Raw genomic sequence first — 18,220 nt, forward strand, 5'->3', positions numbered from 1 at the left:
TTTCTTCCTCCTTTTACTTTAGCATGTCAGTTACATAAGGAAGCAGGGCCAGATGACGCGCACGCTTGATAGCCACTGCAATTTTTCTCTGAAACTTAAGCGAAGTACCTGTCAGGCGCCTCGGAAGAATTTTCCCCTGTTCGTTCAGGAATTTCTTCAGGAATTCGGGATCTTTATAGTCGATATACTTAATCCGGTTTTTTCTGAACCTGCAATACTTTTTTTTCTTAATCTCTACCGTAGGCGGAGTTAAATATCTGATTTCTGAATTATCCTGTGCCATTATTCGTTCTCCTGTTTTTGTTCTTCTGATTTTCTTGCTCTTTTCTTCTCTGCATAAGCAACCGCATATTTCTCCATTTTCATGGTCAGAAAGCGAATGATTCGCTCATCCCTGCGGTACTCAATTTCCAGTTTCGCGATCAGGCTGGGTTCTGCCCTGAACTCGATCAGATGGTAAAACCCGGTGGATTTCTTTTGAATGGGGTAGGCCAGCTTCTTCAGCCCCCAGTCTTCTTCATAAACGATTTCACCTTTGCTGTCGGTGATAATCTTCTTGAATTTTGCAACCGCTTCCTTCATCTGGCTTTCAGACAAAACGGGAGTAGCAATGAAAACGGTTTCGTATTGATTCAACATATATAAATATTTAGTTAATAAAAAATCGACTGCAAAAGTAGCAAGTTTTTGAATAAGAGCCAAAAAAAGACCGTTTCTTTTCAATTTGCTTTCCCTGATCTCTGTTTCGGTCATTTTGACCTTCGACATTATAGAGTAGTTTGTTATCTTAGCAGATGCAAATGGAGAAGTTTATTGTTTCGGCCAGAAAGTACAGGCCTGCAAGTTTTGATGATGTGGTGGGTCAGCCCTCTATCACAGGAACGCTCAGGAATTCTGTAATCAATGAGCACCTGGGTCATGCCTATCTTTTCAGCGGTCCGCGCGGGGTAGGAAAGACAACCTGCGCCCGGATTTTTGCCAAAACCATTAACTGCGGAAATATTTCTGAGCGAGGTGAAGCGTGCAACCAGTGTGAATCGTGCATCTCCTTTAATGAGAATCGTTCCTACAGCATTCATGAACTGGATGCAGCTTCCAATAATTCGGTGGATGATATCAGGAACCTGACAGAGCAGGTGCGGATCCCACCACAAATTGGTCACTATAGTATCTATATCATTGATGAGGTACACATGCTTTCCCAGTCTGCATTTAATGCTTTTCTGAAAACGCTGGAAGAACCCCCTGCCCATGCTATTTTTGTTCTGGCCACCACGGAAAAGCATAAGATTATTCCGACCATCCTCTCGCGCTGCCAAATCTTCGATTTTAACCGGATCAGGGTCGAAGATGCGGTGGATTACCTGAAGCAGATTGCCGATAAAGAAGGTCTGGAGTACGAGGAGGATGCCCTGCATGTGATTGCCCAAAAGGCAGATGGTGCCATGCGGGATGCACTCTCCATCTTTGACCAGGTTGTTAGTTTTTCCAGGGGGAGAATCACCTACCAGGATGTGATCAGTAATCTGAACATTCTGGATTCTGAGTACTTTTTCAAACTCACCTTTTTCCTGATTGATGGTGATGTGGCATCGGCCATGCTCTTGTTCAATGAAATTCTTACCAAGGGCTTCGATGCCCGGAATTTTATCAATGGATATGCAGCACACCTGAGGGATCTGATGGTATGCAAGAATCCGGAGACTGTCCAGCTGCTGGAAGTTGGTGCCGGGATCAGGGAGAAATTCCTGACCCAATCCGAACAGGTCTCCTTATCTTTTCTTTATGAGGGACTGGAAATATGCAACCAGGCCGATATCCAGTTCAGAAGCAGCAGGAACCAGCGGCTGACTATTGAACTGGCACTGGTTAAGCTGGCCAACCTTTCCGGGGTTTCAAAAAAAAAAATAGTCACTGAAACTAAGCAGGAACCGAAACCTGCGCCTGAACCTGAAGTAAAGGAAGCCCCTGCACCTGAAGTAAAAGAGGCCCCTGCACCTCCTGATGCCCTGTCTGAGAATGGGATCAGCTCGATGGTCAGAACTTCAGGCATCTCCATTAAGGACAGCCTGAGGGGCTGGTCGCCAGGTTACCTGAAGTCGGAAAATGCAGATCAGGAAGCTGTTTCTGCTGAAACTGACGGGCAGGATTCAGGAACGGAGGAGCGTGCAAAAGAGGCGGATCCGGAAACCATCATACAGGCATGGAACGATTATGCCACCTCCATCCAGAAAAGCAAACCCCGTATATACAGCACCCTGATCCATCACAAACCCATTGTCAGTGGAGGAAGCACGGTCATGGTGCTGCTGAACAGTGAGGCACAGCGGGATCATTTTGTAAAGAAGATCAGGTCAGAACTGGTGAAGCATATTCAGAAAACCACCGGTCTCCAGTCCCTGGATATTATTACTGAAGTGTCTGAAAACGAGGAAAATGGAAAAAAAATCTACACCGAACAGGATAAGATGGAATTTCTGCTTCAGAAAAACTCTGAACTGGCTAAGCTGAAATCCCGGTTTAATCTGGATTTTGACGATTGAACATTAAAAAATATCAGTTGTAATTAATAACATAAACCATAACATAGAATCATGACCGGAGAAAAGATCAACAAGCAAATGGGGAAAATTACAGTACCCGATTTTCCAATTGTTCCATTTATTGAAGGAGATGGTACCGGGCCCGATATCTGGGCTGCATCTGTCCGGGTACTGGATGCTGCCGTCGAAAAGGCATACCAGGGCAAAAAAAAGATCATATGGAAAGAGGTTTATGCCGGTGAAAAGGCATACAACAAGACCGGTAAATGGCTGCCGGAAGAGACCCTGGATATCATACACGAGCACCTGGTGGCCATCAAGGGACCCCTGACAACTCCGGTTGGCGGGGGCATCAGGTCACTGAATGTGGCATTAAGGCAGATACTTGATCTTTATGTATGCCTTCGGCCGGTCAAGTATTACAAAGGAGTCCCTTCTCCGGTAAAAAAGCCGGAGACCACGGATATGGTCATATTTCGCGAGAACTCAGAAGATATCTATGCCGGCATTGAGTGGATGACCGGAACCCCGGAAGGGGAAAAAATCAAGAAATTCCTTTTGGATGAGATGGGTGTGTCCACCATGCGCTTCCCTGAAAGTACCTCCATTGGCATCAAACCCATTTCAAAAGAGGGAACCTACCGGCTGGTCAGGGCTGCCATCCAGTATGCGGTCCGCAAGAAGCAGCCATCTGTAACTTTGGTGCATAAAGGGAATATCATGAAGTTTACTGAAGGCCAGTTCAAGCAGTGGGGATATGAGCTGGCTGAAGAGGAATTTGGCGACCTGGTATTTACCTGGAACCAGTACGACAGAATCGCCGCGAAAGAAGGTAAAGCGGAGGCAGATAAGGCACAGGATAATGCCCTTAAGAATGGAAAAATTTTAATCAAGGACGTGATAGCCGATGCCTTCCTGCAACAGATACTTACCCGGCCGGCCGAATACTCTGTCATAGCCACTATGAACCTGAATGGCGACTATATTTCTGATGCCCTGGCTGCTATTGTGGGGGGCATAGGGATCGCACCAGGCGCCAATATAAATTATGAGACCGGTCATGCTATTTTTGAGGCTACACATGGAACCGCACCCAAATATGCCGGACTGGATAAGGTGAATCCCGGATCAGTTATTCTTTCCGGGGTGATGATGCTGCAATACATGGGATGGGATGAAGCGGCCGATTTGATTGTAAAGGGATTGCAGGAAGCCATTATGAAGAAGAAAGTTACCTATGACTTTGCCAGGCTGATGGACGACCCTACTGAATTGAAGTGTTCAGAATTTAGCTCAGCCATTATTGAGAATATGCAGGTTTAAAATGTACGCTTCGCCGAAGGGATACAAATAAATAATTAACTTAATAAGCTACAATATGTTAACAAAAAAAGTTGAAGAGATCCTGAATCAGCAGATTCAAAAGGAAGACTATTCGTCACAACTCTATCTCTCCATGGCTTCATGGGCCGAAAACAAAGGATTTGAAGGAGTCTCAAACTGGCTTTACGCCCAGTCTGAAGAAGAGCGTGCCCATATGCTTAAACTGGTCAGATATGTAAATGAACGGGATGGCGTTGCGGTAATTCCGGGCATGGAAACTCCCCCCGTCGATTTTGGAGATATCTTTGGTATGTTTAACGAAGTGTTGAAACACGAAAGGTATATCTCGGAGTCTATCAATGAGATCGTGGGTGTTTGCATGAAGGAGAATGATTATACGACCCAGAACTGGATCCAGTGGTTCGTAAACGAGCAAATCGAGGAGGAGGCTTCGGTAAGGGCAATTATCGATAAACTGAATCTTGTGGGTAAGAACAACCTTTATATGTTCGACCGCGATATCATGTCCATGCGCGGTGCTGAAGAGGCCCCGGCAGAATAATATTTACTGTATTTCTTTCTTTCTGACAATATAGCCGCTTTTTAATATTGGTATACTATTTGAAACTAGTGGACCAATAAAAAAGGGTAAATTTGTCCTTTCACTATAATTGGTATAAATCAAGATAATCACATCGGATCATGGATGTAGGCAAAATACTAGGGAAGTTTCTAGGTAATAAGGCGGACAGGGATATGCGTGAGGTGATGCCTGTTGTGGATAAGATAAAAGCTGCATATGAGCCTATGCCCCGGCTGAGTAACGACCAGTTACGAGAGCGGTCAGCTATGCTTAAGAAGCGGGTGGCTGATTTTGTTGCCGAAGAAAAATCGCAGATGGAAGCCCTGAAAGCCAGAGCAGAAGATCCGGAAGTGGATGTGAGCGAAAAGGAGGCCATTTATAAACAGATCGATAAACTGGAAGAGGAGATTGATGAGAAGTATGAGGTGATTCTGGATGAAATACTCCCGGAGGCTTTTGCAGTGATTAAAGATACCGCCCGTCGCTTTAAGGAACACGATGAGATTGAGGTAACGGCTTTGGACCATGACAGGACACTGGCTGCCAGCAGGGAATCGGTGGAGATCAGAGACAACAGGGCCATCTGGAAGAACCGCTGGATGGCGGGGGGAAATGAAATCACCTGGGATATGGTCCATTATGATGTGCAGCTTATTGGCGGAGTGGCGCTGCACAGAGGGAAAATCGCGGAGATGGCTACCGGTGAAGGAAAGACCCTGGTGGCCACACTGCCTGTTTTTCTGAATGCACTCTCCGGAAAAGGTGTGCATTTGGTTACCGTGAATGATTACCTGGCCAAACGGGATTCGGAATGGATGGGACCCATCTATGAGTTTCATGGTCTTACGGTGGATTGCATTGATAAACACCAGCCTAATTCGGAAGCCAGGAGGAAGGCCTATAACAGCGATATTACATTCGGAACCAACAATGAGTTTGGCTTTGACTACCTGCGCGACAATATGGCACATAGTCCGGCTGAACTGGTTCAGCGAAAACACAACTACTCCATCGTCGATGAGGTTGACTCGGTTCTGGTGGATGATGCCAGGACCCCTCTGATCATTTCCGGCCCCATTCCAAAGGGGGATGACCAGGAGTTCGGAGAATACAAGCCCAAGGTGGAAAAACTAGTCACGGTCCAGCGCCATCTGGTTAATAACATCTTTACGGAAGCAAGGAAGCTGCTTGCTGAGGGCGATACTGAAAAGGCAGGTTTTAAACTGCTTCAGGCTCATAAGGGCTTACCCAAATATAAGGCATTGATCAAGCTTCTGAGTGAAGAGGGGAACAAGTCCCTGCTGCTGAAAACAGAAAATCACTATATGCAGGAGCAATCCAAGAATATGCACCTGGTGACCGATGAACTTTACTTTACTATTGAGGAAAAACTCAATTCAGTGGAGCTTACAGAGAAGGGGATCGACCTGATCACAGGGTCTTCTGATGATCCGGACTTCTTTATCCTTCCTGATATCGGGTCGGAAGTGGCCGAGATTGAACGCTCCGACATGGAGGATAAGAAGAAGCTGGAGATTAAAGATAAGATGCTTCAGGATTATGCAGTAAAATCGGAAAGGATCCATACCGTTAACCAGTTGTTGAAAGCATACGCCATGTTTGAAAAGGAGGTGGAGTATGTGGTCATGGACAATAAGGTGAAGATCGTGGATGAGCAGACAGGTCGTATTATGGAGGGCCGTAGGTACAGCGACGGATTGCACCAGGCCATTGAGGCCAAGGAAAATGTTAAGGTGGAAGCCGCCACACAGACCTGGGCCACCATTACCCTGCAGAACTATTTCCGGATGTACCATAAACTGGCCGGCATGACCGGTACAGCTGAAACAGAAGCGGGTGAATTCTGGGATATCTACAAACTGGATGTTATGGTTATACCGACCAACCGGCCTATTGTCAGGGACGACCGTGAGGATCTGGTATACAAAACAAAGCGGGAAAAGTATAACGCAGTGATTGATGAGCTGGTACGGCTTAACAAGGAGGGACGTCCCGCACTGGTGGGTACTACCACCGTAGAGGTGTCTGAGCTGCTCTCCAAAATGCTTAAGATTGGAAAGATTCCGCATAATGTCCTGAATGCCAAACTGCACCAGCGGGAGGCCGAAGTGGTTGCCCAGGCAGGCAAGGCAGGCACGGTTACCATCGCCACGAATATGGCAGGACGGGGTACCGATATCAAGTTGTCCGCGGAGGTTAAGGTGGCGGGCGGACTTGCTATTATCGGAACCGAAAGGCACGAGTCGAGGCGGGTCGACCGGCAGCTGCGCGGCCGGTCGGGCCGGCAGGGTGATCCGGGCTCCTCCCAGTTCTATGTCTGTCTGGAGGATGACCTGATGCGCCTGTTCGGATCGGAGCGCATCGCGGGTATGATGGATAAGCTCGGACTAAAAGAGGGAGAGGTGATCCAGCACTCCATGATCACCAAATCCATTGAACGCGCCCAGAAAAAGGTGGAGGAGAACAACTTTGGTATTCGTAAGAATTTGCTGGAGTATGATGATGTGATGAATTCTCAGCGCGAGGTGATCTACAAGCGCAGAAAGCATGCCCTTTATGGAGAGAGACTCGGTCTCGATATTGCGAATATGATGTTCGATGTGACCGAAAGTATTGTAAATGAATATCACAGCAGCGGTGACTTTGATGGTTTCAAACTGGAACTGATCCGCTTTCTTTCGATCGAATCACCGGTGGCAGCTGATGAATTCAAACGCCTGACCAGCAACGAGCTGGTCGATAAGATTTACGAGGACCTGCTGATAGCATACAAAAGGAAGCAGGAAAGCATCTCAGAACAGGCCATGCCGGTAATCAACCAGGTCTATGAACATCAGCGCCAGGTATATGAAAATATTGTAGTTCCTGTCTCTGATGGGACCCGGGTTTTTCAGGTCCTGGCAAACCTTGAAAAATGCTATAATTCGGGGGGTAAGGAACTGGTCCGTTCCTACGAAAAGAGCATTATCCTGGCCACCATCGATCAATCCTGGCAGGAGCACCTTCGCGAACTGGACGATCTGCGCCAGTCGGTACGAAATGCCCAGTATGAGCAGAAAGACCCTTTGTTGATTTATAAGTTTGAGGCTTTTGAGCTTTTTACTGCTATGATTGATAAGGTAAACAAAGATGTGGTTTCCACTCTGATGAAGGCCCATATTCCTCTGAAGGACCCCAATAGTGTGAAGCGGGCGGAGGCTCCCAAAAAACTGGACCTGAGTAAGTTTGAAGCCAACAAGGATGAGTTGAACAGTTATAATGATCCCTCAGGTGGCGGTAAGGCAAAAGATGGACGAACCCAGGCACATCAGCCAGTCAGGGTGGAAAAGAAGGTGGGCCGGAATGATCCCTGTCCATGCGGCAGTGGTAAAAAATACAAAAACTGTCACGGCAGGCCCGGTGCCTGAGTCAGGAAGAAAGCTTTTTAATAAAGTTTTCGGTCCAGCAGAGCAATCTCCTCCTGCAGTGCAGCCGTGGCAGGAATTAAGGGGAGCCTGACCGTATTCTCAATCCATCCGCGGATCTCCATGGCAGCTTTAACTCCTGTAGGATTTCCTTCCTTAAATATGGCCTTTATCATCGGGAAAAGCATGTAGTGCAGTTCCCGGGCCTTTTCATAGGAGCCATCCAGGGCGGCAGACACCAGGAGAGAAGTAAGTGCCGGGTATGCATTCCCTATAACACTGATAGCTCCGTCGCCGCCAGCTGCAATCATGGGCAGGGTAATCGCGTCATCGCCCGAAACTACAAGGAATTTTTCGGGACGGTTCTGAATGATTTCCATCACCTGTTCCAGATCGCCCGAAGCCTCCTTAACTCCCGTGATAATTCCCCCGAAATCTGATGCAAGTCTGAGGACGGTCTTCGCTGATATATTAGAACCGGTCCTTCCCGGTACATTGTAGAGCATTACCGGCAGTTCAGTAACAGACGCAATGGAAGCATAGTGCTGGTAAATGCCTTCCTGGGAAGGCTTGTTATAGTAGGGGGAGACACTCAGTATTCCTTGTATCCCAAGACTGTTTGCTCTCCTGACTGCCTCAATGACTTCCCTGGTATCATTTCCGCCGACACCCAGCATCAGGGGTACTCTTCCACCACAGGTATCTTTTACGCTGCGGATGACATCCTCCTTCTCTCCGGCCGAAAGGGTTGGGGTCTCGGCTGTTGTGCCCAGCACTACCAGGTAAGCAATTCCCTGATCAATTAATCTGTTGGTATGAATCACTAAATGGTCGATATCAAGCTCTCCATCCCTTTTAAAAGGGGTAATCATCGCCACGCCGGTACCTTTGAAAATATTTTTTTCAGCCATGATGAATGCTATTTTGAGGGATTTAAGATGGAAACATAGTGCTTGATCTGCTCAGAGAAATAAGCCATGTCGTTCTTTTCTGAAAGATTGATCATCAGATCGTAATCGTTCTTCTCTTCTGTAAAGCACCCGATTTTGAAACGGGCCGTTGAAAGTTGCACCAGGAACTGGATTTCCAGCAGGTAAGATGTATGGAAGTTAATCAAGATATCGGGATCTTCCTGCCTGAATAACTCTGCGGCTTCTCCTTTAGGCCGCAGATACCAGTTCAGGTTGCTTTTGTTTATCATATAGAGGTCCTTCCAGAAAAGCATATCCGGAGGAACCTCTTTTTGATTGATATAGCCGAAAATTTTGCAATCAATTTCATGATCTTTCAAAAAACCACGGAATTCCCAGATGATTTTAAGAGCATCCTTTTTTTGAGCATCAAACAGGACGACAGCCGTTTTGGCAGATTCGAAATTATATACCCGGGTTTCCCGTTGGAAACTCCTGCTCCTTTTCTTCAGTATCCTGTTCCCGATTTTCTCTCTTATTCCTGACATGTGAACAAAAATACAATTAAAATTGGATGTTATCGAGTTAACATGTCCATGAACTGTTCTTCCGAAATTATGGGTATTCCCAGATTCTGCGCTTTCTGGTATTTGCCGGGTCCCATATTCTCGCCAGCCAGAAGGTAATCGGTTTTGGCACTGATGGAGCCACTATTTTTTCCGCCATTCTGCTCGATTATCTTTTTGAGTTCTTCCCGGGAGTGGCCGCTGAAAATTCCGGATATAACAAAGGATTTTCCCTTCAGGATCTCACTGGAGGGTCCGGCCATGCTCTTCATTTCCATCTGCAGACCTGCCGATTTAAGCCTTTCCACCAACTGCCGGTTCTTCTCATCACTGAAATAGGAGAGGATTGATTTCGCAATGCGTTCTCCGATCTCATCTACCTGCTCAAGACTATCCTGACCGGCTTTCATCAAGGCATCCATACTTAGAAATGCTTCAGCAAGTTTTCGGGCCACGGTTTCCCCCACATATCTGATTCCCAGTGAATAAAGCACTCTGGGGAAGGGTACTTTCCTGGAATTCATGATGCTTTGGATCAGCTTGCGGGCCGACTTCTCCCCAAATCTTTCCAGTTCGGCGATCTGCCCGATACGGAGTGTATAGAGATCTGATACGTCACTCACCAGCCCTTTTCGGAATAGCAGATCTATGGTAGCTTCCGCTGCATTGATTTCCATCGCTTTCCTGCTGATGAAGTGTTCAATGCGGCCTTTGATTTGGGGGGGGCATCCGGTGGTGTTGGGACAGTAAAAAGCAGCTTCATCTTCGTGCCGGATCAGAGTGCTGCCACACTCGGGACAGGCCGTAATGAACCGAAAGTCCTCACTAAAGACATCCCTGAGCTCTTTATTCACCCCTACAATCTTCGGAATAATTTCTCCGCCCTTCTCTACATACAAATAATCACCCAAACGGATATCAAGCAGGGCAATCTGATCTGCGTTATGCAGGGAGGCCCGCTTCACGGTGGTGCCGGCCAGTTGTAAGGGCTCCAGGTTGGCAACCGGTGTAACCGCACCGGTACGGCCTATTTGAAAATCAACGGATAGTAAGCGGGAGATGGCCTGCTCGGCCCTGAATTTATAGGAGATGGCCCAGCGCGGGGTTTTAGCGGTAAAACCCAGCTGTTTCTGCAGTGGAATGGAATCTACTTTGATCACCACCCCGTCAATCTCAAAGGGCAGGCTGACCCGTTCCTCTTCCCAGTAAGCGATAAAGTCAAACACTTCGTCCATGGAAGGGGCCATTACATTGTACTCAGGTACATTAAAACCCCAGGATCGTGCAGCATTCAGGCTTTCATGCTGGGATTCAAACAGCTGCTGTTCTCCGGGAATATAGTAGAACAGGCACTCGAGGGGGCGCCGGGCCACCAGGGAAGAGTTCTGCATTTTCAAGGTTCCGGATGCTGCATTACGCGGATTGGCAAAGGGAGCTTCCCCGTTCTTTATCCGTTCCTCATTCAGTTTCTTAAAGCCACGGGCAGGAAGAATGACCTCTCCTCTGATCTCAAAATCGGGAGGAACATTATTGCTCATTAGCTGGAGGGGGATACTTCGAATCGTGCGGATATTATGGGTGACCTCATCACCCCGGGTGCCATCGCCCCTGGTGAGAGCCCTGAACAGTCTGCCGTTACGGTATGTGAGGGCCACTGCCACCCCGTCATATTTGAGCTCACAGAAATAGGAGACCTTCTCACCGACTACCTTCCTGACTCGCTGGTCAAATTCGTGAAGTTCCTCTTTATTATAGGTGTTTCCCAGCGAAAGCATGGGATAGCGGTGACTGAACGATTGGAATTCCCTGTTCAGATCACTGCCTACCCGACGCGATGGAGAGTTTTCATCATCGAACTGTGGAAAATCGGATTCCAGGCCTTGCAATTCCTTAATCAGCAGGTCATATTCGAAATCAGAAATACCTGGTTCAGCTTTTACATAGTACAGGTAGTTGTGCCGGTACAGCACTTTCCTTAATTCCTCAATCCTTATTTTCGCCTGGTCCGGGGTCATCAGAAGAACTTTTAACAAAAGTATAAAATATTTCACCTTTAAGTTTTATTCTCTACATTTAGACAGATGAAAGCTATCGTTCTGCATATCCAGGTGCTTTTGCTGCTGCTACTTGCGACGGGGAGCCTGCCGCTTGCGGGACAGCTCCAGTTTTCGGGGAAGGCTTTGGGGCTTAACTCCGGCCTGAAAGCCGCAGAAGTCATGTATGTCCTTCCGCCCGTGGATCCGCTGGAGATTGAAGCTGAAAAGGAGTTGAACAGGATCAGCCACTCCAAGCCCCTGCGCTTTGCGGTTGAACGCCCGGTGAACCTGACTCCCGAGACTCATGGAAGCTGGAGTCATGAGGCAGGTCTCCTTGTCTGGCGAGTGCATATATTGTCGCCCGAAGCCTACTCTCTGGGGCTGGTTTTTGCTGACTATGAGCTGATGCCGGGTGTGAAACTTTTTGTGTATGATCCTTTCATGAAAGAAGTAAAAGGGGCCTTTACTTCGGGCAATAACAAACCTTCCCGTATCATGCCGGTGGGACATATTCAGGGTGAGGAGCTGCTGATTGAAATGCAGGTACCCGAAGGGATGCATAATTATGGGGATCTGGAGCTGGAATCTCTGTCACATGCCTTTCTGAAAACAGGTTTTCAGTCTTCTGAAGCGGATGACTGTCCGGCCGGGGAGTTCGGGTGTTCGCAGAAATGTGAGATCGATGTGAATTGCACGGAGGGGGATGACTGGTGGAGGGTCAAGCCTTCCGTAGTAAGGATATACACTACCAATTTTTTCTGCACCGGAGTTCTTGTGAACAATACTTCCTACGACGGGACCCCCTATGTGATCACGGCCGAGCACTGCCTGAACAGTCAGTATTATGCGGATCGTTCTGTTTTCCAGTTTAACTACGAGAGCGCAGCCTGTTTCGGGGAGAACGGACCGTTGGATATGTCTCTGGAGGGGGCCACCATGATCGCACACGGGGATAGTATTGATTTCAGCCTGATTGAACTGGCACATACCCCGCCTCCTTCCTATGGGGTCTATTATGCAGGATGGGACCGGACCCGGTTCCAGACCAATTCCACGGTTACTCTCCATCATCCCTTCGGTGATGTGAAGAAGATCTCCCTGGATGAAGATATACCCTCCATCCCGCTCCAGCCCGGGGATGTTCCTTACAGCGGCCTGGAGGACTATCACTACTTCTCCTTCTGGTGGGTCAAACAATGGGATGTGGGCTCTACCGAAGGAGGTTCTTCCGGTGGTCCGCTTTTTAATCAGGCCCGCCGTGTGATCGGTATCCTGAGCGGGGGAAATGCGGCCTGTGGCGATTCCATTGATTATAATTACGAAACGGGCCGTACCATTTACAACCCGGCCCCTAACTATGACGACTATTTCACTCAATTTGGAATGGCGTGGGACTATGAGGCGAGCAAGGGAAATGCACTGAAACCCTGGCTTGATCCTGTTAACTCAGGGGTGGAGGTCCTTGGAGGATATAATCCATCCGGCACGGAGCCTGTCGAGGAGGCATTGGCACAAAAATTCCGTGTATTCCCCAATCCGGCCGGAGAGTTATTCTATATTACAACCAGGGAGCCCCTGCGGGAGAAGGGGCGTTATAGTGTCGTAAATCTCTCGGGAGCTTTTCTGATCCATGGGGAGCTCGACAGGGAGGGCCGGGCCGAAATTCATACCTCCGTACTGCCCCCGGGCCTCTATTTGATCCGGATAGAAGCTGACGATCACCGTGAACATCATAAACTACTGGTAAGCGGCCGATGAGAGTTATTTGTATGGTCCTGGTGCCGGTCCTGCTGTTTTTAAGCTGCGTCAAACGGTCAGATCCTTTGGCTGACCGCAGGGCTGAGGATTCATATACCCGTTATGCTGCCGGTTTCAGAGTTTTTGATCAGGGATCCTTTACACGGGTGGAAGTGACCGACCCCTGGCAACAGAGCCGGGATGTCATTTTCACCTATTTACTGGGGCCTGACAGGGAGCTGATTCCCGATTCGCTGAAGAGTTTTCCTTTTATCAGGACTCCCGTAAAAAGAGTGATTGCGCTCTCCACGACCCATGTGGCCATGATTGAACAACTGGGAACTGCCGGATCCATTGTGGGGCTTTCCGGTACAGGATTTATTTATGACCCATTCATCAGGGAAGGAATCGAATCGGGGGCGGTGAAGGATGTGGGTTACGGACAGGGACTCGATTTTGAGACCATTGTGGAACTTGAGCCGGATGTGCTTTTTCTTTATGGTGTGGAAGGCCATATAATCAGTGTTTTGGAAAAACTTAAAAACCTGGGCATCCCAGCAGTCTTTTGCGGAGAGTACCTGGAAGCGCACCCTCTGGGTAAAGCTGAATGGATCAGGTTTTTCTCTTTGTTTTATGACAGGGAGGAACAAGCGACCCGCTTTTTTAACCAGATAGACTCTGCCTACAGCTCTCTTTCAGCCCGGGCCTCCAGGGTGATCCCCAAACCAAATGTTCTGACCGGTCTTCCATGGAAAGATACCTGGTATATGGCCGGAGGGAATAGCTTTGCCGCCAGGCTGATACAGGATGCCGGAGGGGCTTATCTCTGGAAGGACAATCCATCCACCCAGGCGCTTCCCATGGACCTGGAATCGGTTTACCTGAAAGCCGTGGACGCGGATATCTGGATCAATCCCGGTGCTGCGAACAGCCTGGCTGACATCCTCTTGCTGGACGAACGTTTCGGAGATCTGAGTGTCCTGGGGGAAGGGAGCGTTTTTAATAACAATGCCCGAATCAGCGAGGGTGGCGGAAACGACTACTGGGAGTCAGGTACGGTAAGGCCCGACTTGGTTCTGGCGGATATGATCAGGGTGTTTCATCCTGATTTATTGCCAGATCATCGCTTTGTTTACTACAGGCAATTAAAATAATCCTTACTTTTGGGTAATTCAAAACCACTACCCATGGCAAGCATCAGAATACTGAAAAAGGATATTAACAAGTTTGCATTTGATCTTTTGCAGGAGTGTTTTTCCTACCGGCACTATACGGATGATCTTTCAGAAGATAAATTCGATGATGTGATCAGTAAGCTGGTGCTCTTAAGAAATGATCTTATTCTGAGGACCAACCATCCTGAAACAGATGCCGAATCCACCACTTTGAAGGCACATTACAAGCAGATTGAGCTAGATCTCCTGAAGCTTGCCGAAGTGGTGGAGGATTTAAAAAAGTAGGAGGTGATTATCTGGTCCAGAAGTGTTATTGTTCTCTATACCCTGGGGTTGCTTTTAATACTCCTGTTTGTCCTGGACATAGGCCTGGGCAGCATCTCCATAAGCCTGGCCGATATGCTGGGACAGTTAATTGGAAAATCGGTGCTTTCCGATCAGCAATTGCTCATTTTAACCAGATTCAGACTTCCACGCGTGGCGACTGCCCTGTTGGCCGGAGCTGCCCTTCCTGTATGCGGATTGCAGATGCAGACTCTCTTCCGGAATCCGCTTGCAGGCCCCTATGTGCTGGGGATTAGTTCTGGTGCAAGTTTTGGAGCTGCTCTGGTGGTGCTGGGTGCGGGAGCCACCGGTATAGTGGGCACCTGGAGTCTGGCCATTGCCGCCTGGACCGGAGCGGGGACTGTGATGCTGCTTCTCTTGTTTGTCTCTTACAGGATTAAGGATGTGATGACCATCCTGATCCTGGGCATCATGTTTTCAAGCGGATTAGCTGCCATCATCAGTATCATGCAGTATTTCAGCCAGGCTTCGGCCCTGAAATCCTTTGTGATCTGGAGCATGGGAAGCCTTGGAAATGTGAGCGGTGCTCAATTAAGCATCATGGCCTGGGCCATCCTTCCGCTCTTGCTGGTAACCCTGGTATACTCAAAAGTATTAAACGGCCTGATGCTGGGAGAAGAGTATGCGCTGAGCATGGGGGTGCGTATACAACGTACCCGTCTTGTTATCTTTGCGACTACCAGTATACTGGCTGGCACCATCACTGCTTTTTGCGGTCCCATCGGCTTCATAGGCATTGCAGTCCCGCATATGGCCAGATTCCTGCTGAAACGTTCCGACCACAGGGTGCTGGTACCTGCCAGTATGCTGACCGGGATGGTGGTCATGCTGTTCAGTGATATTGTTTCAAGACTGCCCGGTACGGAGCAAATCTTACCCATCAATGCGGTTACCTCACTGATTGGAATCCCGGTGCTGATCTGGCTGGTACTGATGAACAGAAAAGCTCAATCACTCTGATCATGAACTCCCCGGCCGATCCAATTATATCGCTCGATTGTTTTGCCATTGGTTACAGGAAGGATCATGCACTTCTGAGAGAACTGAGCCTGTCGGTCAACCGGGGTGAGATGGTCGCACTGATCGGAAGGAACGGGACAGGGAAAAGCACTCTTTTAAAATCGATGATCGGCTTAATGCAGCCTCTGGAAGGTGCTTGTGTCTTTGACGGGACCCCTTTTGAAGAATACAGTCTGCCGCAGCGAGCCAGAAGAATCAGCTTTGTCTCTTCCCAGCTCACGCAAATTCCCTCCCTGACCGTGAGAGAACTGGTTGGCCTGGGCAGAATGCCCCATACCGGATGGATGGGAAGGCTAAGCTCCAAAGATAAAATGCTGGTTCAGGAAGCTCTTCGGGAAGTGCAGCTTCTCCCCTTTGCCGGGAGACGCCTGGAGAATCTGAGTGACGGCGAAAGGCAGCGGGCCATGATTGCCCGTGCACTGGTTCAGGATACTCCGGTCATGGTCCTGGATGAGCCCACCGCTTTCCTTGATATTCCAAATACTTACGAGCTGGTCCGTCTTCTGAGCCGTTTCAGGGATAGTGGTAAATCCATTATCTACTCCACCCATGATCTGGAAACGGCCATGCAGTGTGTCGATAAAATGTGGGTTATTCACAAGGACAGGGTAGAGGAGGGTGCCCCCGAGGACCTTGGACTTTCAGGTCTGTTCGATGTCCTTTTTTCCAGTTCGGGGATCACCTTTGATGAGCGCGCCGGAAGGTTCCTCTTTTCGGCCTTGCAGAAAGGCAGTATAAGCCTGTCGGGCGAACAGGGGGAGGCCCTTATATGGACCCGCAGTGCCCTGGAAAGACTGGGATACCGGGTGGATAAGGAATCCGTTCTGAAAATACATATCAGCTCCTCACCGGGCGGGCTGTCCTGGATTTTACATGGAAAGGGAAGTCCTCTTCGCTTTGAAAACCTTTATTCCATGGCCCGGTTCTTGATACAAGAATAATTATTCAGTAATTTAAGTCCGCAAACTAAATATCCGGATTATGAAGATCAAAAGAACTATTGCTTATACTTTATCGGTCCTTGTGCTTCTTTTTTCTCTAATCGCCATTCTCGGCATCTGGGATGTGATCGATATAGAGTATCTGATCGCCAGGATGTTCAAATCTTTGATGGTAATCCTGGCTGCTGCGGCTGTCATCGTACTGATATTCTCAATTCTGGACAGACCCGACCGGCCCTTCAGAAATGAACCGGAAGAAAATTAGGAAAGTAATCTGAGAATCTTTTCCGCACCGGCTCTGTTGGAAAACTCCTTCAGGGCCTTTTCCCTTTCTCTGATCTGCTCTTCATCAAAGGGCTGAATCATAAGATCATGAAGCTGCAGTTCCAGTTCGTGATCCGATGTGGCCACCGTGCACAGTTTTTCCAGTCCGCTTCCCTCGACTGTTTCCGGATTTACCAGACAGTGTCTGCCCATGAAAAGTGCATGCAGCAGTTTGAGTTTAATTCCTGTTGCCTGGGAAGTGAAAAGCAGATTGATTTGTGCCCGGGCAATCAGGCTGTCCAGTTCCTGGTCCCCGGGATCCGCATGCAGCCGGATATTCTTATATCGGGAAAGACGCCTGCGAAATCTTCGGGAAGGATTTTTTCCTGCAACCACTACCGGGTAAGGCAGGCCAGCCAGGCTCTCCCGGGCCAGAGATAGAAACATCTCAGAATTCTCGGCCACCCCCAGATTTCCATGATAGAGGATGTAGGTACCCCGTCCGGGTAAGGACAATACCTCTTCAAAGCGGTGAAATGCCGGGATGAATGTGGCATTCCCGTACTGCTTATTAAAATATCGGGTTTCATGTTTGGCTATGGAAAGGATATGGTCGGCATGCCGGACTATTTTCTCATAAGGTTTTAACTTCACGGACTCCGACAGGAAGAAAAGCTTATGATAGAGATTCCGGGCCGACCGGGCCAGTCCCCGGTAGTATTCGTGCTCTATGTTGTGTGCCCTCACCAGGGTTTTCTTCCTGGCCTGAATGGCCAGAAGCAGCATGCCGGTAGTATGAAGTCCTTCAAAAAGTACAGGAAATGCATCTCCGAGAAGATTCTTTGGCATGGTATTTGATTTTCTTGTAATTACAATATAAGGATCCGAGTTCAAAAGGTATTTTATCCCTTTCTTCCTGGGGTAGTAATAAACTTTGAAACAAAGATCTTCAAGTTCTTTGGAAGATTTTCGCCCGTATTGAAAACAGTGGAGAATAATCCGGATCCCGGCCTGTGAGAGAGCCTGCAGTTTATAATAAACATCTATGACACCTCCGTAATCGGCCGGATAGGGGATATTGAAGGAGATTATATGAAGATATTGCGACGACATTTTAAACCCTGGTATCCAGAGCGTGTCTAACTGTTAAAGATACAGCAAAAAATATTAACAATTTTTAAAGAAAATTTTCAAAATTTAGTGCAACTTTTTTGCAATTTGCACGTTATAAAAATGTAGAAACATTATTGATTATCAAATAGATAATTTCGTTCTTTAAATTCTACATTTCTTTTCATAGATTTAGTTTTAGGGTTAGTTTAGTTTTAAGATCCCCTGGCGCCCGCCGGGG

The 18,220-nt window shown here is 48.0% G+C and carries 16 protein-coding genes; 10 read left to right on the forward strand and 6 right to left on the reverse strand.

Going from position 1 to position 18,220, the window contains the following annotated elements; genetic code table 11:
• Window positions 1–13: 13 nt before the first annotated feature.
• On the reverse strand, window positions 14–283 hold the full coding sequence (gene rpsR, locus P1P86_04130; GenBank protein MDF1574363.1) for a 30S ribosomal protein S18: 270 nt from the start codon (window positions 281–283) through the stop codon (window positions 14–16).
• Window positions 283–636 (reverse strand): 30S ribosomal protein S6, encoded by a 354-nt coding sequence (gene rpsF, locus P1P86_04135; protein ID MDF1574364.1) that lies wholly within the window; start codon window positions 634–636, stop codon window positions 283–285. The genes rpsR and rpsF overlap by 1 nt, the downstream gene beginning before the upstream one ends.
• Window positions 637–800: 164 nt before the next feature.
• Here rpsF and P1P86_04140 point away from each other — a divergent pair, with 164 nt between their 5' ends.
• The 4 genes from P1P86_04140 (at window position 801) to secA (ending at window position 7,877) form a co-directional block, all read left to right on the forward strand.
• On the forward strand, window positions 801–2,543 hold the full coding sequence (locus tag P1P86_04140; GenBank protein MDF1574365.1) for a DNA polymerase III subunit gamma/tau: 1,743 nt from the start codon (window positions 801–803) through the stop codon (window positions 2,541–2,543).
• Window positions 2,544–2,594: 51 nt separating this feature from the next.
• The gene (gene icd, locus P1P86_04145; GenBank protein ID MDF1574366.1) at window positions 2,595–3,866 is read left to right on the forward strand and encodes an NADP-dependent isocitrate dehydrogenase; all 1,272 of its coding nucleotides are present in this window, start codon (window positions 2,595–2,597) and stop codon (window positions 3,864–3,866) included.
• Window positions 3,867–3,921: 55 nt separating this feature from the next.
• The gene (locus P1P86_04150) at window positions 3,922–4,428 is read left to right on the forward strand and encodes a ferritin (GenBank protein ID MDF1574367.1); all 507 of its coding nucleotides are present in this window, start codon (window positions 3,922–3,924) and stop codon (window positions 4,426–4,428) included.
• A gap of 140 nt (window positions 4,429–4,568) precedes the next feature.
• A complete protein-coding gene (gene secA, locus P1P86_04155) occupies window positions 4,569–7,877 on the forward strand; it encodes a preprotein translocase subunit SecA (protein ID MDF1574368.1) in 3,309 nt (1,102 codons plus the stop codon).
• A 17-nt stretch (window positions 7,878–7,894) separates the two neighbouring features.
• Here secA and dapA read toward each other — a convergent pair whose 3' ends face one another.
• From dapA to ligA, 3 genes are read right to left on the reverse strand one after another with little or no spacing between them, the layout of a single operon-like run.
• Entirely contained in the window at window positions 7,895–8,785 is an 891-nt protein-coding gene (gene dapA, locus P1P86_04160; GenBank protein MDF1574369.1) for a 4-hydroxy-tetrahydrodipicolinate synthase, read from the reverse strand.
• Window positions 8,786–8,793: 8 nt separating this feature from the next.
• Complete coding sequence (locus P1P86_04165) at window positions 8,794–9,333, reverse strand: hypothetical protein (protein MDF1574370.1); 540 nt, start codon at window positions 9,331–9,333, stop codon at window positions 8,794–8,796.
• A gap of 29 nt (window positions 9,334–9,362) precedes the next feature.
• The gene (ligA, locus tag P1P86_04170; GenBank protein ID MDF1574371.1) at window positions 9,363–11,366 is read right to left on the reverse strand and encodes an NAD-dependent DNA ligase LigA; all 2,004 of its coding nucleotides are present in this window, start codon (window positions 11,364–11,366) and stop codon (window positions 9,363–9,365) included.
• A gap of 66 nt (window positions 11,367–11,432) precedes the next feature.
• Here ligA and P1P86_04175 point away from each other — a divergent pair, with 66 nt between their 5' ends.
• Genes P1P86_04175 through P1P86_04200 form a run of 6 tightly spaced genes read left to right on the forward strand, consistent with a single transcriptional unit; the run spans window position 11,433 to window position 16,870 of the window.
• On the forward strand, window positions 11,433–13,145 hold the full coding sequence (locus P1P86_04175) for a trypsin-like peptidase domain-containing protein (protein MDF1574372.1): 1,713 nt from the start codon (window positions 11,433–11,435) through the stop codon (window positions 13,143–13,145).
• On the forward strand, window positions 13,142–14,278 hold the full coding sequence (locus P1P86_04180) for an ABC transporter substrate-binding protein (protein MDF1574373.1): 1,137 nt from the start codon (window positions 13,142–13,144) through the stop codon (window positions 14,276–14,278). The genes P1P86_04175 and P1P86_04180 overlap by 4 nt, the downstream gene beginning before the upstream one ends.
• 33 nt (window positions 14,279–14,311) lie before the next feature.
• Entirely contained in the window at window positions 14,312–14,584 is a 273-nt protein-coding gene (locus tag P1P86_04185) for a hypothetical protein (GenBank protein ID MDF1574374.1), read from the forward strand.
• A 9-nt stretch (window positions 14,585–14,593) separates the two neighbouring features.
• Window positions 14,594–15,604, forward strand: a complete 1,011-nt coding sequence (locus P1P86_04190; GenBank protein ID MDF1574375.1) for an iron ABC transporter permease — start codon at window positions 14,594–14,596, stop codon at window positions 15,602–15,604.
• A 2-nt stretch (window positions 15,605–15,606) separates the two neighbouring features.
• A complete protein-coding gene (locus tag P1P86_04195) occupies window positions 15,607–16,605 on the forward strand; it encodes an ABC transporter ATP-binding protein (GenBank protein ID MDF1574376.1) in 999 nt (332 codons plus the stop codon).
• Between the two features lie 40 nt (window positions 16,606–16,645).
• Complete coding sequence (locus P1P86_04200) at window positions 16,646–16,870, forward strand: hypothetical protein (protein MDF1574377.1); 225 nt, start codon at window positions 16,646–16,648, stop codon at window positions 16,868–16,870.
• Here the strand turns inward: P1P86_04200 and P1P86_04205 are convergent.
• Entirely contained in the window at window positions 16,867–17,982 is a 1,116-nt protein-coding gene (locus tag P1P86_04205) for a glycosyltransferase family 1 protein (protein MDF1574378.1), read from the reverse strand. The genes P1P86_04200 and P1P86_04205 overlap by 4 nt on opposite strands.
• Between the last annotated feature and the right edge of the window lie 238 nt (window positions 17,983–18,220).

This window comes from Bacteroidales bacterium, assembly GCA_029210725.1.
Classification (GTDB): Bacteria; Bacteroidota; Bacteroidia; order Bacteroidales.